The following is a 26,272-nucleotide window of genomic DNA, read 5'->3' as shown; positions in this document are numbered from 1 at the left end:
ACGCCCGGCGTCTCCTCGCCGGGGATGCTTTGGGACGCTCCCGCAGCCCGGGAACCGTCTGAAACCATCCAGGAGTGCGCCCCGGCGCGCATCGCCCGGTGGTCGCGGGCGGTAGCATGGATGCTTCGCCAATCGAATCGATTCGAACGATATCCCGCCTCCTGAACTCCGGAAGGACCGTCGTGCCCGACGCTCCGCACACTGATCCCACGCCGACCGAACGCACCGCGACCGGCAGCATCCGCACCTCGACGCCGACCGGCGCGATCCGCACCCTCGGGTCGAACCCGGCCACGGCGCCGGTCATGCTGCACCCGGGGGATTCGATCCCGACGGCGCGCCGGGTCCTCTACATCATCCTGCTCGGCGCCCTCACCGCGCTCGGCCCTTTCACGATCGACCTGTATCTGCCCGCGTTCCCGGTGCTGGAAGAGGACTTCAACACCACGGCAGGTGCGATCCAACTGACCCTCACCGGCACGATGATCGGTTTCGCGATCGGTCAGCTCGTCGTCGGCCCGCTCAGCGACAAGGTCGGTCGCCGTGTCCCGTTGATCGCGGTCACGGCGCTGCACGTGCTCGCCAGCCTCGCGGCGGCGTTCGCCCCGGATCTCGGCCTGCTGAGCGCGACGCGAGTACTGATGGGCATCGGAGCCGCGGCGGGTGGTGTGGTGGCGATGGCGATCGTGCGAGACCTGTTCGGCGGACGCCGGCTCGTCGTGATGCTCTCGCGGCTCGCGCTCGTCTCGGGGGTCGCCCCGGTGGTCGCTCCGCTCATCGGATCGTGGCTGCTCACGCTGATGCCGTGGCGCGGGATCTTCGTCGTTCTCGCCGTCTACGGCATCGTGATGCTGCTCTCCGCGATCATCTTCATCCCAGAGACCCTCCCGGCAGCGCGCCGGCAGGAGCGCGGCGGCGCGACGGTGCTGCAGCGTTACCGTTCGGTGCTGTCCGACCGGGTCTTCATTGGCGTGCTGATCATCGGCGGGATGACGTTCTCGGGTCTGTTCTCCTACCTTTCGGCATCCCCCTTCCTCTTCCAGCAGACGCACCAGCTCGATCCGCAGCAGTACGGGCTCCTGTTCGCCGCGAATTCGCTCGGCCTGGTCATCGGCGTTCAGATCGCCTCCCGGCTTGCGACCCGCTTCGGACCGCAGTGGGTGCTGGCGGTGTCCACCGTCGTGCTCCTCCTCGCCGGATCCGCGATCATCGTGACCGATCAGATCGGCCTGGGGCTCTGGGGCACGGTCGTGCCGCTGTTCGTGTTCATGACGGCATGCGGTTTCACGTTCCCGAACGTCCAGGTGCTGGCGCTGGACCGACACGGCAAGGCGGCAGGCACGGCTGCCTCGATCCTGGGCGCGGCGAACTTCGGCGTCGCCGGACTCATCTCACCGGTCGTCGGCTGGATCTCGCACGATGCCGGCATCACCGCGACCACCATGGCCTCGGTGATGGTCGGGTGCGCAGTGATCGCGATCCTCGCGCTGTGGCTGATCGTGCGTCCGCGCACGGTGGGGATGCTCACGCCCTGACCTTCCAGGTGACGTCGGCCAGAATGGGACGATGAACAGGCGAATGCTGTGGTGGGGGGTCGGTTGTCTCGTAGCGGCGACGGTGCTGGGGGCGATCGTCGTACTGGGTTTCGCGGATACTCCGGCGATCGATCGCTGGTGGAACTCCGTGGTCGCCGATCAGAGAGCGCCCTGGCTGCTGGGTTTCGCCCACCTGACGAACCGGATCGGCGGCGGTTGGATCGCGATCCTGCTGGTGCCGCTGCTGGTGATCGCGGTGCTTCTGCTGACGCGTCGCTGGCGATCGGCGGTTTTCGCGGCTCTCGCCTTCCTGCTCAGTGCTGGGGCGGTGCAGGGGCTCAAGCAGTTGTTCGGGCGGGCCCGACCCGATGACATGCTCGTGGCCTCCGATTACGGTTCATTCCCTTCGGGGCACGTCGCGAACGCGGCGACCATCGCTGTCGTGATCTGCGTGATCTTCCCTCGGGTCTGGACGATCGTCCTCGGCGCACTCTGGGTCCTCGGGATGGCGTACTCGCGCACCCTGCTCTCCGTGCACTGGGCGACGGACACGCTCGGCGGGGCGCTGGCCGGGGCCGGGGTCGTGCTGATGCTCGCCGCCCTGCTCGGCGACTGGGTGCAGGGCCGGAGGCCGCAGTCCGATCCGCCGATAGGCTGGAAGGCCGCCCGCTCTTCCTGAGGAGTCCTCTTGTCTCGCATCCGTCCGTATCGACCCGCAGATCGCGCCGCGATGTACGACATCTGCGTGCGGACGGCGGACGCCGGCGCGGATGCGACGGGCATCCTCTCGAACGATGAGCTGTGGGGCGACGTCTACGCTGTTCCCTACGTCGAGCGTCACCCTGATCTCGCCTGGGTCGTCGAGGCCGAAGACGGGCGCGCGATCGGCTACATCGTCGCGACGGACGACACGGATGCTTTCGCGCGATGGTTCCGCGATGAGTGGTGGCCGCAGCGGGCGCAGCGGTATCCGCGCCCCGGGGAGGTCATCACCCGCGAGGACCGGATGGTCGAGTCCGCCTACAGTCGTGCTCCGGGCGACGACGTGCATGCCGGGGACTACCCGGCGCATCTGCATATCGACCTGCTTCCCGAGACCCAGGGTCAGGGACTGGGGCGCCTGCTCGTCGAAACACTCTTCGCCGAGCTGCGACGTCGGGGAGTGACGGGCCTGCACCTCGGCATGGATCCGAACAACACCGGCGCTGCCGCGTTCTACGAGCGCCTCGGGATGGAGCGTCTGCCCGAGGGCCCGGGCGCGCAGAGTTACGGCGTGCGTTTCGGCGGCTGAGTCATTCGGAGGGCTCAGCCCCGCCAGAGGAATAGCGCCACTCCCAGGAGGGCGACCACCGCCAGCGAAGCGAGGGTCCGGAACGTGTTCCACGCTGTCCAGCGCGGCGCGTAGTCGGACCACGAGAGCGTGCCCGCCTCGAGCGCGTTGTTCATGGGGACGTTGACCGCCGCGGTGACGAGGAACGAGCCGACGAAGCTGACACCGGCAGCGAGGTAGAGCCAGAAGCCGTCCCTGCCCGCGATGGTCGTCATGATCCCGGCCGCGAGTGCGCTCAGAGGGGTGCCGAGGAACGTCAGGAACAGCCAGGGGTTCAGGATGCGGCGGTTGATGCTGCGCATCGCTGCGGATGCGGCATCCGCCCCCAACTCGTTCAAGCCGCCGATCACCGACATGGAGAACGCGAAGAAGAGGCCGGCGAGCGATGCGGCGAGCGCGAGCGAGACGAACGTCAGGACGAGGGCGATGCTGATCACGGGAATCAGCATAGGGGGAGCACCGGGATGCGGCCATGCATGAGAAAACCCCCGGAAGCTCTCGCTTACCGGGGGTTCAGTCATTGGCGGTGACGGCGGGATTCGAACCCGCGGTTGCTTGCACAACACACGCTTTCCAAGCGTGCTCCTTCGGCCGCTCGGACACGTCACCAGGAACAACCTGTCCATCCTATCCGATCGGCCGGGTGCCGCGTGACAGGTGCTATCCGGCCGGAACCTCGTCGATCGAGAAGTAGACGGGCAGGCCGCGCTCGCGGGCGATGGCGACGTCGTTGTCGGCGCCCGTCGAATCGCCGGGGAGGCGCAGCACCGCGTCGCAGTGCTGCAGCAGGCGCGCGGCCACGTCGTACATGACATCGCTGTCCGCGGCTTCGGCGGAGTCCAGCCCGCGGAGCACCGGGAGGGCGACCCATTCGCCGATCATCGGGACATGTCCGAGCCGGTGGAGGGGGGCTGCGGCGGCCTCGAGGCGCTCGAGGTTGCGGGCGATCGCTTCGGGATCGCCATCGGTGCCGGAGCGGTAGGGCCCGGCGATGAGGATGAGGAGTGGTTTCGTCATAGCGAAGACTGTAACGTTAACCGTGCAGAAACGTAAATAAACGTGAAGGAGTCGGAATGCTGAGTGTGCAGCGCAAGGAACATCTGCTCGGTCTGCTCGCTCGCGACGGTCGGGTCGTCGCGAAGGATGCGGCGCACGAGCTCGGCGTCTCGGAAGACTCCATCCGTCGCGACCTTCGCGAACTCGCGGCGATCGGGGCGTGCGTCCGCGTCTACGGCGGTGCCGTCCCGATTGCGGAGCGCCCAGTGGCGCAGCGCCAGGACATCGCGACGGAGAGCAAGGAGCGGGTGGCGAGGGCGGCGGTCGCCCATATCCGCCCCGCTTCCACGATCATCCTCGACGCCGGCACGACGACCCTCGCCATGGCGCGGATGCTCCCGAACGACGCGGCGCTGACGGTGATCACGCCGAGTCCCGCCGTGGCACTCGCAGTGGCGGAGTATTCGGACGCCAGGATCATCCTGGTCGGTGGGGAGCTCACCCGCCACTCGATGGCGTCGGGCGGAGCCCTCGCGCTCGAGGCGATTGCGCGCCTCGGCGCCGACATCTTCTTCATGGGGGTGTCCGGGATCGACCCCCTGCACGGATTGACGACCGGCAGCATCGACGATGCAGCGACGAAGCGAGCTCTCGCCGCACGGAGCACAGAGGTGTTCGTCCTGGCCAGCGAGGAGAAGATCGGTGCGGCATCGCGGTTCCCGGTTCTCGGTTTCGGCGAGATCGCCGGGATCATCGTCGACCCGGAGGATGACGATCCGCTCATCGCGCAGTTGATCCCCGCGTAAAATCTCAGGGTGGCCACCCCGAAGATCGTGCTTTTCTATGCCTTCACGCCGCTCGCCGACCCCGAGGCGATCCGTCTCTGGCAGCGCGATCTCGGCGAGGCGCTCGGGCTGCGCGGTCGCCTCATCATCTCGAAGGACGGCGTCAACGGCACCCTCGGCGGTGACCTGCTCGCGTTGAAGAAGTGGGTGCGGTCGTTCCGTGCCTATGCGCCGTTCAAGGACGCCGACATCAAATGGAGCGAGGGCACGGGACTCGACGCGGCCGGTCTCAGCCTCGACTTCCCGAAGCTCAGCGTGAAGGTCCGCGACGAGATCGTCTCCTTCGGGGCGCCCGGTGAGCTGCTGGTGGACGCACACGGCGTCGTCGGCGGCGGAACGCGGCTGACCCCCGACTCACTCCACGACCTCGTGGCGGAGCGCGGCGACGACGTCGTGTTCTTCGACGGCCGCAACGCGCTCGAGGCGCAGATCGGGCGCTTCAAGAACGCGATCGTCCCGGACACCGACACGACCCGCGACTTCGTCAGCCTGCTCGATTCCGGGGCGTACGACGATCTCAAGGGCAAGCCGGTCGTCACGTACTGCACCGGCGGCATCCGCTGCGAGGTGCTGTCCAGCTTGATGGCGTCCCGCGGCTTCGGCGAGATCTACCAGCTTGAGGGCGGCATCGTCCGCTACGGGGAGCGATTCGGAGACGACGGGCTGTGGGAGGGCTCGCTCTACGTGTTCGACAAGCGCGGTTCCGTCGATTTCTCGGACCACGCCGCGGTCATCGGGGAGTGCGTCGGCTGCTCGACGCCCACCAAACGCACGGCGAACTGCCCTGATCTCTCGTGCCGCGTGCAGTTCGTCGTGTGCGAGACGTGCGCAGCGGTGCCCTGCCACGAGCACGCCGCGGCGTGAGGGCTACGCGAGCAGGGGAGCATCCGCACTGCGCCCCGCGAACAATGACCGCGGGATCATCACGGCGGTCAGCCGGGTTCGATGATCCACGCTCCGCTGCAGGTCGCCGAGGATCGTGGTGAGCGGCACCGAGAGGTCACCGACCTCCGCTCCGCCGCGGGCATAGCTCGTCTGCTCGACGGCATCCGTGAGCCGCTTCACGGCGTCGGGGTCCGCGCCGCGCTCGCGCACGAGGGCCGCTCCGCGCACCCGTGGAGTGTCGGCATCCGACACCGCGACCCGCAGGTCCAGCAAGGTGTCTCGCAGTTCGGACCAGGCCGCCATCGCGTCGCCGTCGCGCGCGCGGCGTCGGCGGATGGCGCGACGTGTGCGCCGGATCAGCGCCGGAAGCAGCAGGATCAGCACGATCGCGACGACGCCGAGCACGATCGGCGTCGGGTCGAGCTGTCGCAGAGGGCCGGTCGCCCCCGCGTTGTCGCCGGCATCGTTGCGCTCGAGCTCCGGGCCGTTCGTCGCCGTCGCGCCGGGGGAGGTGGTCGGCGCCGGCGAGGCGGGCCCCCCGGTCCCCGTTCCCGTGGTCGTCGCCGGTTCGAACCGGGTCGGCACGCCCAGGGATGCGGTCGGCTCGAACGGCACCCAGCCGATGCCCTCGAAGTACACCTCCGGCCAGGAGTGCAACTGGTCGCTCGTCACGGAGAACACCGACTCCTCGCCGCGCTCCTGATCCGTGAGCAGCCCGGGAAGGTAGCCGACGACGATGCGCACCTGCATCCCCAGCTCTTCAGCCATCAGGGCGAAGGCGCCCGCGAAGTGGATGCAGTACCCGGAACGCACCTCCAGGAACCGCGCGACGGCGTCGGCGCCGGTTCCGTCGAACTCCTCCTCGACGGGCGTCTCCAGGGAGTAGCTGAAGGTGCTGCGGAACCACGTCTGCAGGGCGATGAGTCGGTCGTAGTCGGAGCCGGCGCCGGCCGTCACCTCTGCCGCCAGGTCGCCGATCGACGCGGGCAGCTCCACCGGCGTCTCCTCCGTCTCAAGGGGCGGTGCCGCGGACGCCGCCTGGATCTGCTCGAGGGTCGGGGTGACGGAAACCGAGGTCACGGTGTAGTCGTTGCCGACGGCGTCGCCTCGATCGGAGACGACGGTGCGATTCCCCGGCATCACCATCCACGATGAGGGCGCGCCCTGGATTCTGGTCGCGGCGTACGGAACCGGAAGCCACGCACTCGACATCCGCAGAATCCGGATCGACGTGCGCCGGCTCTCGCTCTCGATCTCCTCGGTCCAGTCGGGCTCCCCGAAGCCGTCCGACTGCTCCTGCAGCTCGGATTCATCAGGGTTCCAGACGCGGCCGTCGAATTGCGAGAGGGTGGCGAGCCGCAGGTAGGGGGCGACCTCGCCCTCGGCTGCGACGGTCAGCACCTCGACCGGCGTCGGGCGGCGCAGATCGTCGCCGAGATTCAATGATGCGTTGACGGTGATGCCGACGCCCGACCCGGCCCAGCTCGCCGATACGGGCAGCCCCGGCGCGATCATGATGGTCGCAGTCAACGCGATGACGCCGATCCCGGCGGTGATCGCGGGTGCGGACCGGGCGGGCGCGTCCGGATCCTGCCGCGCGGTGTAGCCGAAAAGGACGAGCATCAGCACGCCGAGCATCACGAACCAGACGACGTTGGCGCCGCTGACGGTGACGATCATCGGCAGCGCGCCGACGACGGCCGCGAGGAGGCCGGCGAGCAGGGCGTTCTGATGCGCGACGAGCTGGTCGAGCAGGATCGCGAGCACCGCGAAGCCGCCGGCCAGCACCAGCTCCAACCCGGGCGTGGCGTTCAGCGGCGCCGATCCGTAGGCGATCTCCTCCCACGCGCCGGCCGCGAGTGAGCCGAACACGGACCAGGTGCTCGGGGTCGGTACGACGCCGAAGACTGCGGTGTCCCCGGCGACCAGCAGAGTCACGGTGCCGATCGCGGCGACGATCTGGGCGAAGAGCGGCACGAGCTCCCGCACCCATTCGGGTCGGCGCTGCAGCAGTGTCCGCATGCCGATTCCGGTGAGCGCCGTCACGAAGACCACCGCTGTGACGGCGAAAGACCACGCGCCCGGTTCGATCACCGAGGTGAACGGCCACAGCGCGACGAATCCGGCCGCAGCGGCGAGTGCACCGGGCGCCAGTCGCCGCGGCGGGGTCTCCTCGTCCCGACGCCACGTCGCCGCGCCGACGGCCGGGTCCACCCGCTCAGACCGGCGCATCGCCGACTCCGGGTCGCTGGGGCAGTGCGTCCTCCCAGGCGTCGGCGATGTCCTCGCCGAGTTCTGCCGTCGACCAGCCGTGTGCGGTGGCGGCCGCCATCGCACCGGGCTGCGCTTCGGTGGCGAACAGCATGGCCGCCGCCGCCCCTGAGGGCCGCAGCAGCGCGGCGTCCTCTTCATCGATCCGCCCGGTGATGTACACGAGCGGGCCGGGAGGGGTGCCGCCGATGAGCGTCGGGAGGTCGCGGGAATCCCCGCGCGGCGTGACCATCGCGAGCGCCACGAGGAGCCCATCGCGATCGTCCTCGTGCCTGCGCAGCTCGCCCAGCACGTTCCCCGCGCTGTCGATCACGTCGACGCTGTAGCCCTCCTGAACCAGGTGGATCGCCGCGGAGGCGCAGAGCGAGACCGCGGTCTCGAATCGGGCGTCGGCGCTGTGTCCTGGCCGATCCCAGCGGGCGGCGCTGCGATCGAGCACGACGAGCGCGTCCGGACTGGACTCCTCCTCTTCCTGACGCACCATCAACTGGCCTCGGTGCGCGGTGGCACGCCAGTGGATGCGGCGCATCGAGTCGCCGGAGATGTAATGGCGCGGCGAGAGATTGTCGCTGCCCTGTCCGAGCCTGCTCGACGAGGTGTGCGCGGTGCCGCCGGCGGCGCCGACGCGGACTGTGAGCGGTGCCAGCGTGAAGACCTCCGGCACCACGGTGACCGTCCGGGTCTCGCCGAACTCCTGCTCCCGCTGAGCGAGGCCGAAGGGGTCGACGGTGCGCAGCATGAGGGGCCCGATCTGCCAGATGCCGCGCCGCACTCCGGTGATGACGTAGCTCAGCTGGCCGCTGCGCGGCGGGTACTCGCCGCCGGACTCACCGGCGACGGCATCCGGTAGCACGTCACGCCAGAGCCCGTGCGGAATGCGGATGGCGCGCAGGTTGAAACGCACGGTCACCCGGGAAAGCTCGGAGACGGTGATCAGGTCGGTGGAGATCTGCCGTGCCACGGTGCCGGTGCGCCGGGGAATCCGCACCACGAGGAAAGAGAGTGCGGGGAGCAGGAAGAGCAGGAGCCCGACGTAGAGGAGGATCGGAGCCGCGACGGCGTTCGCGAGGACCACGCAGGCGACGCCGGCGAGGAGAGCTCCCGCTCCTCGCCCGGTGAGAGTTCGCCGTCGTCGCATCTCTCCGTTCCTCAGGAGCGGGCCGCGATCGGGACTCGCACCCGATCGACGATCTGCGCGAGCGCCGCCTCGACCGGCTGGGCGCCGGCGCGGTGCGCGCCGCGGGCCGGCAGCAGGCGGTGCGCGAACACCGGGACGAGGAGTGCGGTGAGGTCGTCGGGGATCACGTATTCGCGTCCGTCCAGAGCAGCCCAGACCTTGGCAGCCCGCACGAGCTGCAGCGTCGCACGCGGGCTCGCCCCCAGATGCAGGCTCGGGTCGACCCTGGTGGCCTGGGCGAGAGCGACCGCGTACTCCTCGAGCGCCGGGGCGATGTGCACGGATCGTGCCCACGCGACGAGCAGGCTGATGGATGCCGCATCCGCCACCGGGGTCACGGCGGCGAGCGGGTTCACGACGTCGCGCTGGCGCAGCATCAGCGCCTCGGCAGCGGCATCCGGATACCCCATCGAGATCCGCATCATGAAGCGGTCCCGCTGCGCTTCCGGCAGGGCGTACGTTCCCTCCATCTCGAGCGGGTTCTGCGTGGCGACGACGAGGAACGGCCGCGGCAGCGGATGGGTATCGCCATCGACCGTGACCTGGCCCTCCTCCATCGCCTCGAGCAGGGCCGACTGGGTCTTGGGGGAGGAACGGTTGATCTCGTCGGCGATGACGATGTGCGCGAAGATCGCACCGCGCTTGAACTCGAACTCGCGGTCGACCGGGTTGTAGACGGAGACACCGGTGACATCGCCGGGCAGCAGGTCGGGGGTGAACTGGATGCGGCGCACCGTCGCATCCACGCTGGCGGCCAGCGCCCGCGCGAGCATGGTCTTGCCGACCCCCGGGACGTCCTCGATGAGGAGGTGCCCCTCGGCCAGCAGGCAGATGAGGGCGCTGCGCACGGCATCCGGTTTTCCATCGATCACCGCTCCGACGGAGCCGAGGATCGCGGAGGTCTGCGCGGCGAACTGCTCGGCGCTGATTTCAGCCGGGATCTGGGGGGCGGTGTCTGGCATGCGTTCCCTCTCGCGTGAGCGCTGCGATGCGCGTGAATCGATCGTAACCCGCGCGAGCGGTCGTCGTCCGGTCTCCTGGGCGCTCGCAGCGCAGAGGTTCCGGTAAGATGATTGACGGCTCTCCGCGTGGCGGCATCCAGGCCAATTCCCCCAGGGCGGAAACGCAGCAAGGGTAACCGGGCTCTGCTGGGTGCGCGGAGGGTCACTTTCTTTTTCAGCGTCCTCCGGGGCGGCACTGCCAGGATCGTGACGTGACCAGCCCCGCCGTCTCCCCGCGCTCGAACCCGATCGGTCGGTTCGCATCGCCGGTCGTGCTCCTCGCCGCCATGTGGCTCATCCAGTTCGCTGATGCTGTGCTGCCCGGTTCGTTCACCGGGTTCGGCGTGCGCTCATGGGATGTCTCCGGTCTCGCCGGTATCGCGCTGGGTCCGCTGCTCCACGTCGATTGGGCGCACCTGATCGCCAACTCCGTGCCGCTGCTCGTGCTCGGCTGTCTGGTCGCGGTGGACGGCGCTGGGCGCTTCTGGGCGGTGACCGCGACCGTGGCGATCGTCGGCGGTATCGGCACCTGGCTGCTCAACGCGCCCGGCGCGCTGACGGTCGGTGCGTCCGGACTCGTCTTCGGCTACTTCGGCTACGTCGTGATGAGGGTGTTCGCCCCCGGTCGCATTCCGCACCGGTTGCTGTACGCCGTGATCGCGTTGATCGTGATCGCGCTCTACGGCGGTTCGATGCTGGCCGGCGTCGTCGGCGTGCGCGATGGCGTCTCCTGGCAGGCGCACCTGTTCGGGGCGATCGGTGGCGGGCTGGCTGCGCTCGCTCGCAGACGCGGAGACCGATCCGGATGAGCACACGGCGTCCGAGATCGCGCAGCAGCGCGCGCACGCGCAAGCCCGGCGCCCGGCGGCGGGCCGCTCTTCGGATCCGGCGACGGCGGATGCTGCGGCGCATCCTCATCTCCGCGGCGATCGTCGTGGCGGTCGTCGGGTTCGCGGTGCTCGTGCCGTTCGGCCTCGCGCGGGATCCGGCACCCGTCTGCGCGGCGGATTCGGGGACGTTCCCCGACGCCGGCGTCGAGGGATGGCGGGGTGAGCAGCTCGAGAACGCCGCCACGATCATGCAGACGGCGTCGGGTCTCGGATTCGGCCGCGACGGGCAGATCATCGGGGTGATGACCGCCATGGGTGAGAGCGGTCTGCGCAACATCGACTACGGCGACTGGGAGACCATCGGCTTCCGCAACCCGGACGGAACGCGAACCTCGAGCATCGGGCTCTTCCAGCAGCAGGACTGGTGGGGCAGCGTCGAGACCCGGATGGACCCGGCCGCATCCGCCACCCTCTTCTACACGCGCCTCGGCGGGTTGGAAGGGTGGCAGCAGATGGCGCCGTCGCACGCGATCCACCGTGTGCAGATCAACACCGACCCCGACTACTACGCCCAGTACGCGGCGGATGCGACGGCCGTCGTCGTCGCGTTGTCCGGCCCGTGCGCGGCATAAGCTGAAGTCGTGGCTCGGAGCATCTACATCACCTCGGCCGAAGGACACAGCGGCAAGTCGACCGTCGCGCTCGGCGTGCTCGACGCGGTGATGCGCGTGACCCCCAGAGTGGGGGTGTTCCGCCCGATCGCCCGGTCCGCCGAGGAACGCGACTATGTGCTGGAACTCCTGCTCGCACACGACGGCGTGCAGCTCGACTATGAGGAATGCGTCGGCGTCACCTACGACGATGTGCGCGAGGACCCGGATCGCGCCCTGTCCACGATCGTGTCGCGGTTCAAGGCGGTCGAGGCGCAGTGCGACGCCGTCGTCATCGTCGGCAGCGATTACACCGATGTCGCCAGTCCCGCGGAGCTCGGATACAACGCCCGGATCGCTGCGAACCTCGGTGCCCCGGTACTGCTCGTGCTCAGCGGTCGCGATCAGCAGCGCCAGGGAGAACAGCTCGGCACCACCACCGCGCGCACCCCGGAGGCGATCGGTCAGATCGCGGGGCTCGCGATCGCCGAACTCGGCGAGGAGCGTGCCGAACTGTTCGCACTCGTCGTCAACCGCGCCGACCCCGACGCGATGGACCGGACGATCGAGACCGTGCGATCCGCATCGACCGCAGCGACTCCCGTCTGGGCGATCCCGGAGGATCGCACCCTCATCGCTCCGTCGATGAGCGGCATCCTCACGGCCGTCGACGGCCGGCTTCTCAAGGGCGACCCCGAGCTGCTCGGTCGCGAGGTGCTCAGTGTCGTCGTCGCCGGGATGTCGATGGTCAACGTGCTCCCTCGTCTCACCGAGGATGCCGTCGTGGTGATCCCGGCCGACCGCACCGAGGTGCTCCTCGCGACGCTGCTGGCGCACGCATCCGGCACCTTCCCGCGCGTGTCCGGAATCATCCTGAACGGGCCGTTCCCGCTTCCGGAGCCCATCGATCGGCTCATCGACGGCTTCGCCTCCGCGGTCGCGATCATCGCGACCGATCTCGGCACGTACGAGACGACCCTGCGGGTCATGGGCACGAGAGGGCGCGTCAGCGTCGACTCCCGCCGCCGCTACGACACCGCGCTGGGGCTCTTCCAGACGCACGTCGACATCACCGAGCTCACAACCCAGCTCGGCCTCGCGGAATCCCGCGTCGTCACTCCGCTGATGTTCGAGTACGGCCTCATCGAGCGCGCCCGCGCAGAGCGCAAGCGCATCGTCCTGCCCGAGGGCGACGACGATCGCATCCTCAAGGCGGCAGCCACCCTGCTGGCCAGGGAGGTCGCCGATCTCACGATCCTGGGCGACGAGTCCGAGATCCGCGCACGCGCCACCGCGCTGGGCCTCGACCTCACCGCCGCCCAGATCCTCAGCCCGTTCGACGTCGAACTCGTCGAGCGCTTCGCCACGGAGTATGCGCGGCTGCGGGCTCACAAGGGCATCACGCTCGCGCAGGCGGCGGACACGGTCACCGACGTCTCGTACTTCGGAACGATGATGGTGCATCTCGGCCTCGCCGACGGCATGGTCTCCGGAGCCGCGCACACCACGGCCCACACGATCCGCCCGTCGTTCGAGATCATCAAGACGAAGCCGGGGGTGAACGTCGTCTCCAGCGTGTTCCTGATGGCCCTCGCCGACCGGGTGCTCGTCTACGGCGACTGCGCCGTGATCCCGGACCCGACCAGCGCGCAACTCGCGGACATCGCGATCTCCTCGGCGGCGACCGCCCGCCAGTTCGGCATCGAGCCGCGCGTCGCCATGCTGTCCTACTCGACGGGGGAGTCGGGCTCCGGCGCGGACGTCGACAAGGTTCGCGAAGCGACGGCCCTGGTGCGGGAGCGGGATCCGGAGCTCCCGGTCGAAGGGCCGATCCAGTACGACGCGGCGGCGGATGCGGCGGTGGCCGCGGCCAAGCTGCCGGGGTCGGCCGTGGCCGGACGAGCGACCGTGTTCGTGTTCCCCGATCTCAACACCGGCAACAACACCTACAAGGCGGTGCAGCGCTCCGCCGGCGCGGTGGCGATCGGTCCGGTCCTGCAGGGGCTGAACAAGCCGATCAACGACCTCTCACGCGGTGCCTTGGTCGACGACATCGTGAACACGGTCGCGATCACCGCGATCCAGGCTCAGGGAGTGGATGCCGGCGCATGAGTGCGATCCTCGTCATCAACAGCGGGTCCTCGTCGCTGAAATACAGTCTCATCGACGTCGCGCGCGAGCGTGAACTGGCCGGCGGTCTCATCGAGCGGATCGGCCAGGACATCAGCGCGGTGACGCACACGGCGCGGCAGTTCGCAGCACCCGGCGAGCCCGCTCCCACGATGCTCGACGCCACGTACAAGAGCGAGCTGCCGATCGGCGATCACGATCGCGCGTTCGCGGTGATGCTGGAGCAGTTCGCCGCGCATGGACCGTCTCTCACCGAGCATCCGCCCGTCGCCGTCGGCCACCGCGTCGTGCACGGAGGATCGCGCTTCGTCGCGCCGACACTGATCACGCAGGACGTCGAGAACGAGATCGAGGCGCTGTCGGTCCTCGCGCCGCTGCACAACCCGGCCAACCTCGCCGGGATCGTCGCCGCACGAGCAGTGTTCGACACCGTGCCGCACGTGGCCGTGTTCGACACCGCGTTCCATCAGACGCTGGCGCCGGCGGCCTACACCTACGCGATCGATGCCGCGCTCGCCGCAGACCACCAGGTGCGCCGCTACGGGTTCCACGGCACGAGTCATCAGTACGTGAGCGAGGCGGCCGCGGCGTTCCTCGGTCGCGATCTCGGATCGTTGAGGCAGATCGTGTTCCACCTCGGCAACGGCGCCTCGGTCACCGCGATCGATCGCGGGCGGTCGGTGGAGACATCGATGGGACTGACGCCGCTGGAGGGTCTGGTCATGGGGACCCGCTCCGGCGACATCGATGCGGCTGCACTGATGCACATCGCCAGGACGGCCGGCTACACGATCGACGATCTCGACACCCTGCTCAACAAGCGCAGCGGCCTGCTCGGGCTCGCCGGACGCAGCGACATGCGGGACATCCTCGCCGGGGTCGACGCAGGCGAGGCGGCATCGACCCTCGCGTTCGATGTCTACATCCACCGACTGCGCGCCTACGCCGGGGCGTACATCGCGCAACTCGGCGGCGTGGATGTCATCTCCTTCACGGCAGGGGTCGGCGAGAACGCCGCGCGTGTGCGCGCGGAATCGATATCGACGCTGGGCTTCGCCGGCATCGAGATCGATACCGCCCGGAACGAGGCGCGCGAGCGGGGCATCCGGCGCATCTCCACCGACGCCTCCTCCGTCGTCGTCCTCGTCGTACCGACGAACGAAGAGCTGCAGATCGCCCGCCAGACCGCTGAACTGCTCTGAGCCCCGGCGCGGGGGTTACCTGGATGCCGAGCCCGCACTACGCTGGCACGGAGGCACGCCGAGGTGCCGTACCCCTCGCCCTTCTCCCGGAGGTTCTCGTGCCCGAAACCCTGCCTGACTTGCTGACCGCGTCCGGCGTGCTCTTCGATCTCGACGGCGTGCTGACGCCCACCGCCGAGGTCCACATGAGCGCGTGGAAGACCGTCTTCGACGATGTCTTCGCGCGTTGGAACATCGAGCCGCCCTACACCGACGCCGACTACTTCGACTTCGTCGACGGCAAGAAGCGCTATGACGGCGTCGCGAGCCTGCTGCACAGTCGCAACATCGAGGTGCCCTGGGGCGAGATCGAGGATCCGCCTGAGGCCGAGACCGTCTGCGGTATCGGCAATCGCAAGAACGCCGCCTTCGCGGCATCCCTCCGCAGCACCGGTATCGCACCGTTCCCCGGCTCTCTCGCCCTGATCGAGTCTCTGCGCGCCGCCGGGCTGCCCCTCGGCGTCGTGTCGAGCTCGAAGAACGCCGAAGAGGTGCTCGCCGCCGCCGGCATCCGCGACTTCTTCACCGTCGTGGTCGACGGAGTCGTCGCCGAGCGGGACGGCCTGGCATCCAAGCCCGCCCCTGACATGTTCCGCGAGGGCGCGCGTGCTCTCGGTGTCGACCCGGCAACGAGCGTCGCCGTCGAGGACGCTACCTCGGGGGCGGCATCCGCTGCCGCCGCCGGATTCGCCACCGTCGTCGGCGTCGACAGGGGAGCAGGCGCTGACGCCCTGCGCGCCGCCGGCGCCACCTGTATCGTCGACGACCTCGCCCAGCTCATCACCGAACCCACGGAGACCGCATGATCGACCGCGACCACTTCCCCGTCGACCCGTGGCGCCTCATCGAGACGCGCTATTCGGAGGAGGGCGTCGGCGAGACGTTGTTCTCCGTCGGCAACGGCTATCTGGGCCTGCGCGGCAACCACATCGAGGGCCGCGGGGCGCACGAGCACGGCACATTCATCAATGGGCTGCACGAGACCTGGCCGATCCGGCACGCCGAGCAGGCCTACGGTTTCGCCGAGGTCGGTCAGACGATCGTCAACGCGCCGGACGCCAAGATCATGCGGGTGTACGTCGATGACGAACCCATCTCGTTCGACGAGGCGGATGTGCGCGAGTACCGGCGCACCCTCGACATGCGCACCGGCGTGCTGGAGCGGCTCGTGGTCTGGGAGACGCCGTCAGGCAAGCGCGTGCGCATCAGGGATGAGCGCCTCGTCAGCTTCGAGGAGCGGCATCTGGCGATCCTGCGGCTCGAGGTCGTCGTGGAGAACTCCGACGCGCCGGTCACGATCAGCTGCCAGCTGCTGAACCGTCAGGACGGCGCCGGTGTCTACTCCGGCACTCCGGCTGCAGCTCAGAAGACCGGATTCGATCCGCGCAAGGCGGAGCGGATCGCCAACCGCGTGCTGGAGCCGGAGGAGTACTGGCAGGACGGACTGCGCTCCGTCCTCTCCTACGAGGTGGCCGACTCGGGGATGACCGTCGCGGTCGTCGCCGACCACGTGATCGAGACGGACAACGAGTACAGCGCCCGCCAGCTCAGCGAGGCGGACACCGCCAAGAACGTGTTCCGGGTGCAGGCCAAGGCAGGCATCCCGATCCGGCTTACGAAGCTCGTCAGCTATCACACATCCCGCGGCGTGCCGGCTCGTGAGCTCGTCGACCGTTGCCGTCGCACGCTCGACCGGGCGGCGGTGGAGGGCGTCGAGGCGCAGTTCCGCAAGCAGGCCGACTGGCTGGCGGCGTTCTGGGAGCGCAGCGATGTGCAGATCGGCGGTCACGACGACCTGCAGCAGGCCACCCGCTGGTGCCTCCTGCAGCTCGCCCAGGCGTCGGCGCGCGCCGATGGCAACGGCGTGCCGGCCAAGGGCCTGTCCGGCTCCGGCTACAGCGGCCACTACTTCTGGGACACCGAGATCTATGTGCTCCCGTTCCTCACCTACACCTCGCCGCAGTGGGCCAGGAACGCCCTGCGTGCCCGTGTCCTGATGCTTCCAGCCGCGCGCCGTCGCGCCGCGCAGCTGAACGAGGCCGGCGCGCTCTTCCCCTGGCGGACCATCAACGGCGAGGAGGCCTCCGCGTACTACGCGGCCGGTACCGCGCAGTACCACATCAACGCCGACGTGAGCTTCGCGCTGGGCAAGTACGTCCGTGCGACCGGTGATGAGGAGTTCCTCCGGCGGGAGGGCGCCGACATCGCGGTGGAGACGGCGCGGCTGTGGGCGACGCTCGGATTCTGGCGCACCAACGAAGGCATCGAGACCTTCCACATCCACGGCGTCACCGGTCCTGACGAGTACACGACGGTCGTCAATGACAACCTCTTCACGAACGTCATGGCGCGGTACAACCTCCGCTATGCCGCACGGGTGGTGCGGGAGATCGCCGAGAACGACCCGGCCGCGTACGCCGCGCTGGTGGATCGCACCGATGTGGCGCCGGAGGAGCCGGATGCCTGGGACCGCGCCGCCGAGGCCATGTTCATCCCGTTCAGCGAGAGCCTCGGCATCCATCCGCAGGACTCGCTGTTCCTGGAACGCGAGCTCTGGGATCTCGAGCACACTCCGAAGGAGCAGCATCCGCTGCTGCTGCACTTCCACCCGCTGGTGATCTACCGGTTCCAGGTGCTCAAGCAGGCCGACGTGGTGCTCGCGCTGTTCCTGCAGGGCAACCACTTCACGCCCGACGAGAAACTCGCCGACTTCGAGTACTACGATCCGCTGACCACCGGCGATTCCACGCTGTCCGCGGTGGTGCAGTCGATCCTGGCGGCGGAGGTCGGCTACCAGGATCTCGCCAAGGAGTACTTCGCGCAGTCGATCTTCGTCGACCTCGGAGATCTGCACCACAACGCGGCCGACGGCGTGCACGTGGCGTCGGCCGGCGGTGTGTGGACGGCGCTGGTGTCCGGCTTCGGCGGGATGCGGGATCACGCGGGCGAGCTCAGCTTCGATCCGCGTCTTCCGGCGGACTGGCCATCGCTGTCGTTCCCGATGCAATGGCAGGGGGCGGTGCTGCAGATCACGGTGACACGCGACGAATTGCGTGTCGAGGTGCGAGCGGGAGAACCGGTCGAGTTCACGGTGCGCGGTGCTGCGTACACGGCATCGGTCGGAGCCGATGCCCTCGTCGCTCTCGCGGATCAGGGACCGCTGATCCCCGGACGGCCGACTCTGCGCCGTTTCGCCGGCGCGCGACGGGACGACGGGACGCAGCTCTCGGCATCCGTTCCGGTGATCACGACGGCGATCCCGATCATCCAACAGATCGACTGACGGGCCGGACACTGCGGTGCGACGAACGGAGCCCACCGCAGTGTCCCCGGCACGCCGTAGGCTGTTGTGGTGACCACAGCCCTCTACCGCCGCTACCGGCCCGAATCCTTCGGCGAGATGATCGGGCAGTCGCAGGTGACCGAGCCGCTGATGACCGCACTCCGCGGCGACCGGGTCGGGCACGCCTACCTCTTCTCCGGTCCACGCGGATGCGGAAAGACGACGTCTGCGCGTATTCTCGCCCGCTGTCTGAACTGCGCCGAGGGCCCGACCGACGTGCCATGCGGAACCTGCCCGAGCTGTGTGGAGCTTTCCCGTGCCGGTGGGGGATCGCTCGACGTGGTCGAGATCGACGCCGCCAGCCACAATGGCGTCGACGACGCGAGAGACCTCCGCGAGCGTGCGACGTTCGCCCCCAGTCGCGACCGCTTCAAGATCTTCATCCTCGACGAGGCGCACATGGTGACCCCGCAGGGGTTCAATGCGCTCCTCAAGCTGGTGGAAGAGCCGCCGGAGCACGTGAAGTTCATCTTCGCGACGACCGAGCCCGAGAAGGTGCTCGGCACCATCCGTTCGCGCACCCACCACTATCCGTTCCGGCTGGTGCCTCCGGCGGCCATGCTCGAGTACGTCGCGAAGCTCTGCGGCGAAGAGGGCGTGATCGTCGAACAGGGCGTGCTGCCGCTCGTCGTCCGCGCCGGTGGCGGATCGCCGCGAGACACGTTGTCGCTGCTCGATCAGCTCATCGCCGGCTCGGACGCGCCGGCCGGGTCGGCGACCGTCACGGTCGGCTACGAGCGCGCGGTGGCGCTGCTCGGCTATACGCACGCGGCACTGCTCGACGAGATCGTCGACGCTCTCGCGGCCGCGGACGCGGCTGCTGCCTTCCCGGCGATCGACCGAGTGGTGCAGACCGGGCAGGACCCGCGGCGCTTCGTCGACGACCTGCTCGAGCGGCTGCGCGACCTCATCGTCATTGCGGCCGTGGGCCCCGGCGCATCGGCGGTGCTCCGCGGCATCACCGAGGACGTGCTGGAGCGGATGCGGGCGCAGGCGTCCGCGTTCGGTGCGGCACGGCTGTCTCGAACCGCCGACCTCGTCAGCGCCGCCCTCGACGACATGTCCGGGGCGACCTCGCCGCGCCTCCACCTCGAACTCATGGTCGCTCGCGTGCTCGCCAGCGCAGGAACGGCGGATGCCGGCGGCACCGGCGATGCGGCGGCACCCGCATCCCCGGTCTCCTCGGCGCCGTCAGCGCCCGCGGTCAGCACGCCGACGAGTGCAGCGAGCGAGACAGAACACAGCGATCCGGCGGATGCGCCGGCCGAGGCCCCCGCTGCGGCGACCTCCGTCCCGACCGGGCCGGTCACATACGAGCGGGTCACCGCCGTCTGGCCCGCGGTGCTCACCCGGCTGGAGAGCATCAGTCGCACATCCTGGCTGCTCGCCACCGCCGTGCAGCCGTTGGCGTACGGCACCGACTCCGAAGTGCTTACGCTGGGGTTCACCAGTCAGCATGACGTCGCGAAGTTCAAGGGTTCGGTCCCCGGATCCGGTCCGTCCGATCACCTGCGCACGGCGATCGAGCAGGAACTGGGCGTGCGCGTGAAGTATCTGCCGGCGCCGCTTCCGACCGGTGCCGCGGCTCGTCAGGGCTCCGCCGACGCGCCGACGGCACGCCCTCAGGGCGATGCGGGTTCCGCTGATGCTTCGGAGCCTGCGAGAGTCGGTTCCACCAGGGCAGCCGGATCCACCGGTTCAACCGCTGCAGCGAATGCCGAGGCGGGGAATGCTCCCGAAGCGAGGGACTCCGACTCCGCGGGACGGTCGTCTGCGGCATCCACGTCCTCATCCCGACCGCAGTCCCGCGGCGCGTCGGCGCCGTCGGTGACGGAATGGGCGGTCGCCCCGATCCCGACCACCGTCGAAGCTCCGGTCACCGCGGCACCCCCGGCGCCGCAGCTGCCCGTCGACGAGGAGCCGGCCGAGGTCGAGGCCGCCGCATCCGCTGTCCCCTCGCCCGTCGACGGCGCGATCGACTCCGATGAGCCGCCGCTTCCGGGCGACGATGACGTGCCGTACTTCGACGACGAGCCGCCATACGACCCCTCCTACGAGCCGCCGGCGTCGACACAGACCGCGCCTGCCCGGCCAGCGGCAGCACAGGCACCCACTCAGGACGCACCGCCCGCTCGGCAGGTGCAGCCGGCCAGGCCGGCGCCGGTCATCTCCGACCGCAGCCCGGTCGCCGGTGGCGTGCAGCGCTACGGCGAGGCCGTGATCCGCCAGGTGCTCGGCGCCACGTTCGTGCGCGAAGAGCCCTACGAGCCGCCGACGAGGTTCGCCTGATGTACGACGGCATCGTTCAGGAACTCATCGACGAGTTCGGGCGCCTTCCCGGCATCGGCCCGAAGTCCGCGCAGCGCATCGCGTTCCACATCCTGCAGACTCCGACGTTCGACGTCGCCCGGTTGTCCGAACTGCTCACCGAGGTGCGCATCCGGGTGCGCTTCTGCGAGATCTGCGGGAACGTCGCCGAGCAGGAGCGCTGCGCGATCTGCCGCGATCCGCGACGCAACCCGGCTCTGATCTGCGTGGTCGAGGACGCGAAAGACGTCGCGGCGATCGAACGCACCCGTGAGTTCCGGGGGCTGTACCACGTGCTCGGCGGCGTGATCAGCCCGATCGCCGGAATCGGCCCCGATGATCTGCGCATCGCCCAGCTGATGACGCGCCTCGCCGACGGCACGGTGCAGGAAGTCATCCTCGCCACCAACCCGAACCTCGAAGGCGAGGCGACGGCGAGCTATCTCAGCCGTCTGCTCACCACGATGCAGATCACCGTTTCTCGGTTGGCCTCCGGCCTCCCGGTCGGCGGCGATCTCGAGTACGCCGACGAAGTCACTCTCGGGCGTGCCTTCGAAGGGCGGCGCGTGCTGTGAACGTGGCTCTATTGCTGAGCCCGACGGGGCCCGCCGTGGGGGAGCAGTGACCGCGCACTCCGGTTTCACACGCCGCGGCTGGCTCCTCTTCGGGGCGATGGCCCTGCTCTGGGGTGTGCCCTACCTGTTCATCAGCATCGCCGTGGAGTCGATCTCGCCACCGGCGATCGTCGCCGGCCGAACCCTCATCGCCGCGCTGCTGCTGCTGCCGTTCGCGATCCGCAACGGCGCGCTGCGCGCCGCTCTGAAGCACTGGCCATGGGTGCTCGCCTTCGGGTTGATCGAGATGGCCGGTCCCTTCGTGCTGCTCGGCCATGCCGAGATGACGCTGCCGTCCGGCCTGACCGGGCTGCTCGTCGCCACCGTTCCGCTCTTCGCCGCCCTCATCGCCCTCGGTGGCGGTGATCGCGGCGTGCTCCGCCCCGCACGCGCGATCGGACTCGTCATCGGATTCGTCGGCGTCGCGATCGTGGTCGCCGGTCCGGGGCTGTTCGGCGGCGAGATGAGCCTGCTGGCCGCGGGCGAGGTGCTGCTGGTCGCGGTGCTCTACGCGATCGCGCCGTTCATCGTCGCGCGCAAACTCGCCGATGTGCCCTCTCTCGGCACGATCACCCTCTCACTGCTGATGATCGGCATCCTCTATCTGCCGCTCGGCCTCCTCACGCAGCACCGCCTGCCGACCGTCCCCTCCGCTCTGGCGCTGCTGGCACTGGCCGTCATCTGCACGGCCGTCGCGTTCCTCGCATTCTTCGCGCTCATCCGTGAGGTCGGCCCGGTGCGCGCGCCGCTGTTCACCTACGTCAACCCGGTGGTCGCGATCATCCTCGGCGCGATCGTCCTCGCCGAGCCCCTGACGCTCGGCCTGCTCATCGGCTTCCCCCTGATCATCATCGGGTGCTGGTTCGCGGGCACCGGCGGGCGTCTCCGCCCCGCAACCGCCGAGGTCGCCCCGCTTCCGCCCGCCGCAGCGCCTTGACCCTGCTCCTCGGAGGCCGCGGCCCCGAGTTCCCGCCCGTCACATGCGCAGCACGGCATATGCGTCGAACGTAGAATGTGCGTGGGCGGATCCGCCCGACACCCCCGGGAGTGAACGTGGCCCTCATCGTACAGAAGTACGGCGGCTCCTCTGTCGCCGACGCAGAGAGCATCAAGCGCGTCGCCAAGCGCATCGTCGACACCCGCCGCGCCGGCCATGATGTCGTCGTCGCGGTCAGTGCGATGGGCGACACCACAGACGAGCTGCTCGACCTCGCGAACGAGGTGGCCCCGATTCCGGCGCCGCGCGAGCTCGACATGCTGCTCTCCAGTGGTGAGCGCATCTCGATGGCGCTGCTGGCCATGGCCATCCACTCGATGGGCTTCGAAGCGCGCTCGTTCACCGGCAGCCAGGCCGGCATGATCACGGACTCGAAGCACGGATCGGCCCGGATCGTCGATGTGACCCCGGTCCGTCTCCGCGAGGCGCTCGACGAGGGCGCGATCGTCATCGTCGCCGGGTTCCAGGGATTCAACCGCGACACCCGAGACATCACCACGCTCGGCCGGGGCGGCTCCGACACGACCGCCGTCGCGCTGGCCGCGGCGCTCGACGCCGACGTCTGCGAGATCTACAGCGACGTCGACGGCATCTTCACCGCCGATCCGCGCGTGATCCCGCGAGCGCAGAAGCTCGACCACGTCAGCAGCGAGGAGATGCTCGAGCTCGCCGCCAACGGAGCCAAGGTGCTCTACATCCGCGCCGTCGAGTACGCGCGCCGTCACGGCGTGCTCATCCACGCCCGGTCGACGTTCTCGTCGGCCGAGGGTACTTACGTTCTGGGCGAGGGTATGAAGAACCCTCGCGAAGCCGAGGGAGCAGCAGCCATGGAAGAACCGATCGTCGCCGGCGTCGCCACCGATTTCAGCCACGCGAAGATCACGGTCGCGGGCGTGCCGGATGTTCCGGGCAAGGCCGCAGAGATCTTCAAGATCGTCGCGAAGTCCGGCGCGAACGTCGACATGATCGTGCAGAACGTGTCGGCGGCGTCCACGCGTCGCACCGACATCTCCTTCACGGTCCCGAAGGCAGACGCCGCAGCCGCGCTCAAGGCGCTGGCCGCCGAGCAGACCGAGGTCGGCTTCCAGAACCTCGTGCACGACGACCAGATCGGCAAGCTCTCCGTCGTCGGTGCCGGCATGCGCACGCATTCCGGCGTCTCGGCGACGCTGTTCGAGGCGCTGTCCGCCGGCGGGATCAACATCGAGATGATCTCGACCTCCGAGATCCGCATCTCGGTGGTGCTCCGTGCCGACGACCTCGCCGAGGCCGCGCGTACCGTGCACACCGCCTACGGCCTCGACGGAGACGACGAGGCGAAGGTGCACGCCGGCTCCGGTCGCTGATACAGACCTCGGATCGTGATGTCGGGGACCGACCCGGAGCATCCGGTCGACGCGGTAGACTCACCGCAACCCTGACATCGGCGCCAGGCGCGGCATCCGCATCCCGACGCCGTGCCTTCCGCCTCGTACGCATCACTGCACGACGCCAAGGAACCTCATGACCCGCATCTCCGACTCAGGACTCTCCGTCGCCATCGTGGGCGCCACCGGCCAGGTGGGCACCGTGATGCGCGAGATTCTCGCCGAGCGGTCGTTCCCGATCCGCGAACTGCGGCTCTTCTCCTCCTCGCGTTCTGCGGGCACCGCGATCGACTTCGGCGGCGTCTCGGTGATCGTCGAAGATGTCGAGACGGCGGATGCCGCAGGCATCGACGTGGCTCTGTTCTCGGCCGGCGCGACCGCCAGCCGCGCCTACGCGCCGCGCTTCGCCGAGGCCGGAGCCGTCGTCATCGACAACTCCAGCGCCTGGCGCAACGACCCCGAGGTCCCGCTCGTGGTGAGCGAGGTCAACCCGCACGCCATCGATGAGCGTCCCAAGGGCATCATCGCCAACCCGAACTGCACGACGATGGCCGCGATGCCGGTGCTGAAGGCGCTGCACGCCGAGGCCGGTCTCGAACGGCTCATCGTCTCGACGTACCAGGCCGTCTCCGGCTCCGGCCTCGCCGGCGCGCAGGAGCTGCTCGGCCAGGTCGAGGGCGTCCTCGCCCAGGGCGACACGCTGCGCCTCGTGCACGACGGCTCGGCCATCGACTTCCCGCAGCCGGAGAAGTACGTCGCGCCCATCGCCTTCGACGTCATCCCGCTCGCCGGCTCCATCGTCGACGACGGACAGAACGAGACCGACGAGGAGAAGAAGCTCCGTAACGAGAGCCGCAAGATCCTCGAACTCCCCGGCCTCCGCGTCGCGGGCACGTGCGTGCGCGTGCCGGTCTTCACCGGCCACTCCCTGTCGATCAACGTCGAGTTCGCGCGCGACATCACCCCGGAGCGGGCGCGCGAAGTTCTGTCCGCAGCGCCCGGCGTCGTGCTCGAAGAAGTGCCGACGCCGCTGTACGCCGCCGGCAAGGACCCGAGTTTCGTCGGCCGCATCCGCGCCGACCAGTCGGCTGCCGAGAACAAGGGTCTGGTGCTGTTCATCAGCAACGACAACCTGCGCAAGGGTGCAGCACTGAACGCCGTGCAGATCGCGGAGCTCGTCGCCGCGCGCATCGGCGCAGCATCCGCCGTCTGACAACCCATGGTGGGTCCCTGGGCTGGCTCAGGGACCCATTCCCGGGGAACTAGACTGGTCTGGTGACTGAAACCGTCGATGTCGTCCTGATCGGTGGTGGCATCATGAGCGCCACCCTGGGTACTCTGCTGCACGAGCTGCAGCCGGAGTGGAAGATCGTCGCCTTCGAGCGACTCTCCGATCTCGCTCAAGAGAGCTCCAACCCGTGGAACAATGCCGGGACCGGACACGCCGCCCTCTGCGAGCTGAACTACATGCCGCAGAACGCGAACGGTCCGCTCGATCCCGCCAAGGCGGTGAACATCAACGAGCAGTTCCAGCAGAGCCGCCAGTTCTGGTCGTCGTTGGTCGAGAAGGGTGTGCTCGACGAGCCTTCGACGTTCATCAACGCCACCCCGCACATGACCTTCGTGCGCGGTGAGAAGGACGTCGCCTACCTCAAGGAACGCTACGAGGTGCTCAAGGAGCAGCCGCTGTTCGCCGGTATCGAGTACAGCGAGGACTCCCGCGTCATCAACAAGTGGGCGCCGCTGCTCATGCAGCAGCGCCGCAAGGGCGAACCGTTCGCGGCGACTCGCGTGCCCGCCGGAACCGACGTCGACTTCGGAGCGCTCACGCACCAGCTCTTCGATCACCTCACCACCGACGGTGTCGACCTGCGGGTCAACCACGAGGTGCGCAGTCTGAAGAAGCAGAAGGACGGCACCTGGCTCGTCAAGTACCGCAACACCATCGGGCATGCCCCGAACGAGGTGAAGGCTCGTTTCGTCTTCGTCGGCGCCGGCGGCTGGGCTCTCAAGCTGCTGCAGAACTCCGGCATCCCGGAGATCAAGGGCTACGGCGTCTTCCCGATCGGCGGGCAGTTCCTGAAGACGACGAACCCGAAGGTCGTCGCCCAGCACAAGGCGAAGGTGTACTCGCAGGCATCCGTCGGCGCACCCCCCATGTCGGTGCCACACCTCGACACCCGGGTGGTCGACGGAGAGTCCTCGCTGATGTTCGGCCCGTTCGCGACGTTCAGCCCGAAGTTCCTCAAGAAGGGTTCGATGCTCGACATCGTGACCCAGGTGCGTCCGCATAACCTCGTGCCGATGCTCCAGGTCGCCGTCAAGAACCCCGACCTCATCACGTACCTCGTCGGCGAGCTCATGAAGAACCACCGCAAGAAGGTCGACAGCCTGCGCATCTTCATGCCCACGGCGAAAGACGAGGACTGGACCCTCATCGACGCGGGCCAGCGTGCCCAGGTGATGAAGAAGGACCCTGAGAAGGGCGGAATCCTGCAGTTCGGCACCGAGGTGATCTCCTCGGCAGACGGCACCATCGCCGGCCTCCTCGGTGCGTCTCCTGGCGCGTCGACCGCCGTGCCGATCATGCTCGGCCTGCTGAAGTCGTGCTTCCCTGAGCAGTACCCGAGCTGGGAGCCGGCACTGCGCGAGTTGATCCCGACGTTCGGCGAACAGCTGAACAAGGACGCGGCTCTGACGGAGCGGTCCACCGCGGCGACCGCCGCGACGCTCGGCATCAACGTCTGAGCTCC

At 68.9% G+C, this 26,272-nt stretch carries 22 protein-coding genes, 1 tRNA gene and 1 other RNA gene; 18 read left to right on the top strand and 6 right to left on the bottom strand.

Annotated features, from left to right (window positions below):
• Positions 1-182 precede the first annotated feature (182 nt).
• Genes MRBLWH12_RS09285 through MRBLWH12_RS09275 form a run of 3 tightly spaced genes read left to right on the top strand, consistent with a single transcriptional unit; the run spans position 183 to position 2,826 of the window.
• Positions 183-1,535, top strand: coding sequence for a multidrug effflux MFS transporter (locus tag MRBLWH12_RS09285; RefSeq protein ID WP_407357861.1), 1,353 nt, complete (start codon positions 183-185; stop codon positions 1,533-1,535).
• Positions 1,536-1,566: 31 nt separating this feature from the next.
• A complete protein-coding gene (locus tag MRBLWH12_RS09280) occupies positions 1,567-2,214 on the top strand; it encodes a phosphatase PAP2 family protein (protein ID WP_363548404.1) in 648 nt (215 codons plus the stop codon).
• Positions 2,215-2,223: 9 nt separating this feature from the next.
• Positions 2,224-2,826: a GNAT family N-acetyltransferase gene (locus MRBLWH12_RS09275; protein WP_363548402.1), complete on the top strand. Its 603-nt coding sequence runs from the start codon at positions 2,224-2,226 to the stop codon at positions 2,824-2,826.
• 14 nt (positions 2,827-2,840) lie between these two features.
• Here MRBLWH12_RS09275 and MRBLWH12_RS09270 read toward each other — a convergent pair whose 3' ends face one another.
• From MRBLWH12_RS09270 to MRBLWH12_RS09260, 3 genes are all read right to left on the bottom strand, one after another.
• On the bottom strand, positions 2,841-3,302 hold the full coding sequence (locus tag MRBLWH12_RS09270) for a DUF1772 domain-containing protein (protein ID WP_363548400.1): 462 nt from the start codon (positions 3,300-3,302) through the stop codon (positions 2,841-2,843).
• Between the two features lie 84 nt (positions 3,303-3,386).
• A tRNA-Ser gene (locus tag MRBLWH12_RS09265) sits at positions 3,387-3,474 on the bottom strand.
• 51 nt (positions 3,475-3,525) lie between these two features.
• A complete protein-coding gene (locus MRBLWH12_RS09260; RefSeq protein WP_363548398.1) occupies positions 3,526-3,882 on the bottom strand; it encodes a DUF4406 domain-containing protein in 357 nt (118 codons plus the stop codon).
• 56 nt (positions 3,883-3,938) lie between these two features.
• Between MRBLWH12_RS09260 and MRBLWH12_RS09255 the strand changes: the two genes are divergently transcribed.
• Together MRBLWH12_RS09255 and MRBLWH12_RS09250 are read left to right on the top strand one after the other, a co-directional pair.
• Positions 3,939-4,667, top strand: a complete 729-nt coding sequence (locus tag MRBLWH12_RS09255; RefSeq protein WP_363548396.1) for a DeoR/GlpR family DNA-binding transcription regulator — start codon at positions 3,939-3,941, stop codon at positions 4,665-4,667.
• A gap of 9 nt (positions 4,668-4,676) precedes the next feature.
• Positions 4,677-5,570 (top strand): rhodanese-related sulfurtransferase, encoded by an 894-nt coding sequence (locus tag MRBLWH12_RS09250; protein WP_363548394.1) that lies wholly within the window; start codon positions 4,677-4,679, stop codon positions 5,568-5,570.
• Between the two features lie 3 nt (positions 5,571-5,573).
• On the opposite strand, the gene MRBLWH12_RS09245 is transcribed toward MRBLWH12_RS09250, so the two are convergent.
• Genes MRBLWH12_RS09245 through MRBLWH12_RS09235 form a run of 3 tightly spaced genes read right to left on the bottom strand, consistent with a single transcriptional unit; the run spans position 5,574 to position 10,001 of the window.
• Positions 5,574-7,823: a DUF3488 and transglutaminase-like domain-containing protein gene (locus tag MRBLWH12_RS09245; RefSeq protein ID WP_363548392.1), complete on the bottom strand. Its 2,250-nt coding sequence runs from the start codon at positions 7,821-7,823 to the stop codon at positions 5,574-5,576.
• The gene (locus MRBLWH12_RS09240; RefSeq protein WP_363548390.1) at positions 7,810-9,000 is read right to left on the bottom strand and encodes a DUF58 domain-containing protein; all 1,191 of its coding nucleotides are present in this window, start codon (positions 8,998-9,000) and stop codon (positions 7,810-7,812) included. Before MRBLWH12_RS09240 ends, MRBLWH12_RS09245 begins: the two co-directional genes overlap by 14 nt.
• An 11-nt stretch (positions 9,001-9,011) precedes the next feature.
• Positions 9,012-10,001, bottom strand: coding sequence for an AAA family ATPase (locus tag MRBLWH12_RS09235; protein ID WP_341973848.1), 990 nt, complete (start codon positions 9,999-10,001; stop codon positions 9,012-9,014).
• Positions 10,002-10,114: 113 nt separating this feature from the next.
• Here MRBLWH12_RS09235 and ffs point away from each other — a divergent pair.
• From ffs to MRBLWH12_RS09170, 13 genes are all read left to right on the top strand, one after another.
• Positions 10,115-10,211, top strand: an RNA gene (gene ffs / locus MRBLWH12_RS09230) — signal recognition particle sRNA small type.
• Positions 10,212-10,252: 41 nt separating this feature from the next.
• Positions 10,253-10,849: a rhomboid family intramembrane serine protease gene (locus MRBLWH12_RS09225; RefSeq protein ID WP_341973849.1), complete on the top strand. Its 597-nt coding sequence runs from the start codon at positions 10,253-10,255 to the stop codon at positions 10,847-10,849.
• Positions 10,846-11,502 carry a hypothetical protein gene (locus tag MRBLWH12_RS09220; RefSeq protein WP_363548387.1) on the top strand — a complete coding sequence of 219 codons (657 nt, stop codon included), beginning with the start codon at positions 10,846-10,848 and terminating at the stop codon, positions 11,500-11,502. Before MRBLWH12_RS09225 ends, MRBLWH12_RS09220 begins: the two co-directional genes overlap by 4 nt.
• A 9-nt stretch (positions 11,503-11,511) precedes the next feature.
• Positions 11,512-13,632 (top strand): phosphate acetyltransferase, encoded by a 2,121-nt coding sequence (pta, locus tag MRBLWH12_RS09215; protein WP_363548385.1) that lies wholly within the window; start codon positions 11,512-11,514, stop codon positions 13,630-13,632.
• A complete protein-coding gene (locus MRBLWH12_RS09210; RefSeq protein WP_363548383.1) occupies positions 13,629-14,852 on the top strand; it encodes an acetate/propionate family kinase in 1,224 nt (407 codons plus the stop codon). The genes pta and MRBLWH12_RS09210 overlap by 4 nt, the downstream gene beginning before the upstream one ends.
• 98 nt (positions 14,853-14,950) lie before the next feature.
• On the top strand, positions 14,951-15,697 hold the full coding sequence (locus MRBLWH12_RS09205; RefSeq protein ID WP_414684958.1) for an HAD family hydrolase: 747 nt from the start codon (positions 14,951-14,953) through the stop codon (positions 15,695-15,697).
• Positions 15,694-18,174 carry a glycoside hydrolase family 65 protein gene (locus tag MRBLWH12_RS09200; RefSeq protein WP_363548381.1) on the top strand — a complete coding sequence of 827 codons (2,481 nt, stop codon included), beginning with the start codon at positions 15,694-15,696 and terminating at the stop codon, positions 18,172-18,174. The genes MRBLWH12_RS09205 and MRBLWH12_RS09200 overlap by 4 nt, the downstream gene beginning before the upstream one ends.
• A 69-nt stretch (positions 18,175-18,243) precedes the next feature.
• Positions 18,244-20,523, top strand: a complete 2,280-nt coding sequence (locus MRBLWH12_RS09195) for a DNA polymerase III subunit gamma and tau (RefSeq protein ID WP_363548379.1) — start codon at positions 18,244-18,246, stop codon at positions 20,521-20,523.
• Entirely contained in the window at positions 20,523-21,116 is a 594-nt protein-coding gene (gene recR / locus MRBLWH12_RS09190; RefSeq protein ID WP_102191756.1) for a recombination mediator RecR, read from the top strand. Before MRBLWH12_RS09195 ends, recR begins: the two co-directional genes overlap by 1 nt.
• Before the next feature lie 46 nt (positions 21,117-21,162).
• Positions 21,163-22,092: a DMT family transporter gene (locus MRBLWH12_RS09185; protein ID WP_363548377.1), complete on the top strand. Its 930-nt coding sequence runs from the start codon at positions 21,163-21,165 to the stop codon at positions 22,090-22,092.
• Between the two features lie 116 nt (positions 22,093-22,208).
• Positions 22,209-23,498: an aspartate kinase gene (locus MRBLWH12_RS09180; protein WP_341973857.1), complete on the top strand. Its 1,290-nt coding sequence runs from the start codon at positions 22,209-22,211 to the stop codon at positions 23,496-23,498.
• Positions 23,499-23,655: 157 nt separating this feature from the next.
• Positions 23,656-24,732 (top strand): aspartate-semialdehyde dehydrogenase, encoded by a 1,077-nt coding sequence (locus tag MRBLWH12_RS09175; protein WP_363548374.1) that lies wholly within the window; start codon positions 23,656-23,658, stop codon positions 24,730-24,732.
• A gap of 62 nt (positions 24,733-24,794) precedes the next feature.
• Positions 24,795-26,267 (top strand): malate:quinone oxidoreductase, encoded by a 1,473-nt coding sequence (locus tag MRBLWH12_RS09170; RefSeq protein ID WP_363548372.1) that lies wholly within the window; start codon positions 24,795-24,797, stop codon positions 26,265-26,267.
• Positions 26,268-26,272 lie beyond the last annotated feature (5 nt).

The sequence above is a fragment of the Microbacterium sp. LWH12-1.2 genome (genome assembly GCF_040675825.1).
Lineage (GTDB): Bacteria > Actinomycetota > Actinomycetes > Actinomycetales > Microbacteriaceae > Microbacterium.
The sequence above is the reverse complement of the archived record's forward strand: the minus strand, read 5'-3'. Positions and strand labels throughout refer to the sequence as shown.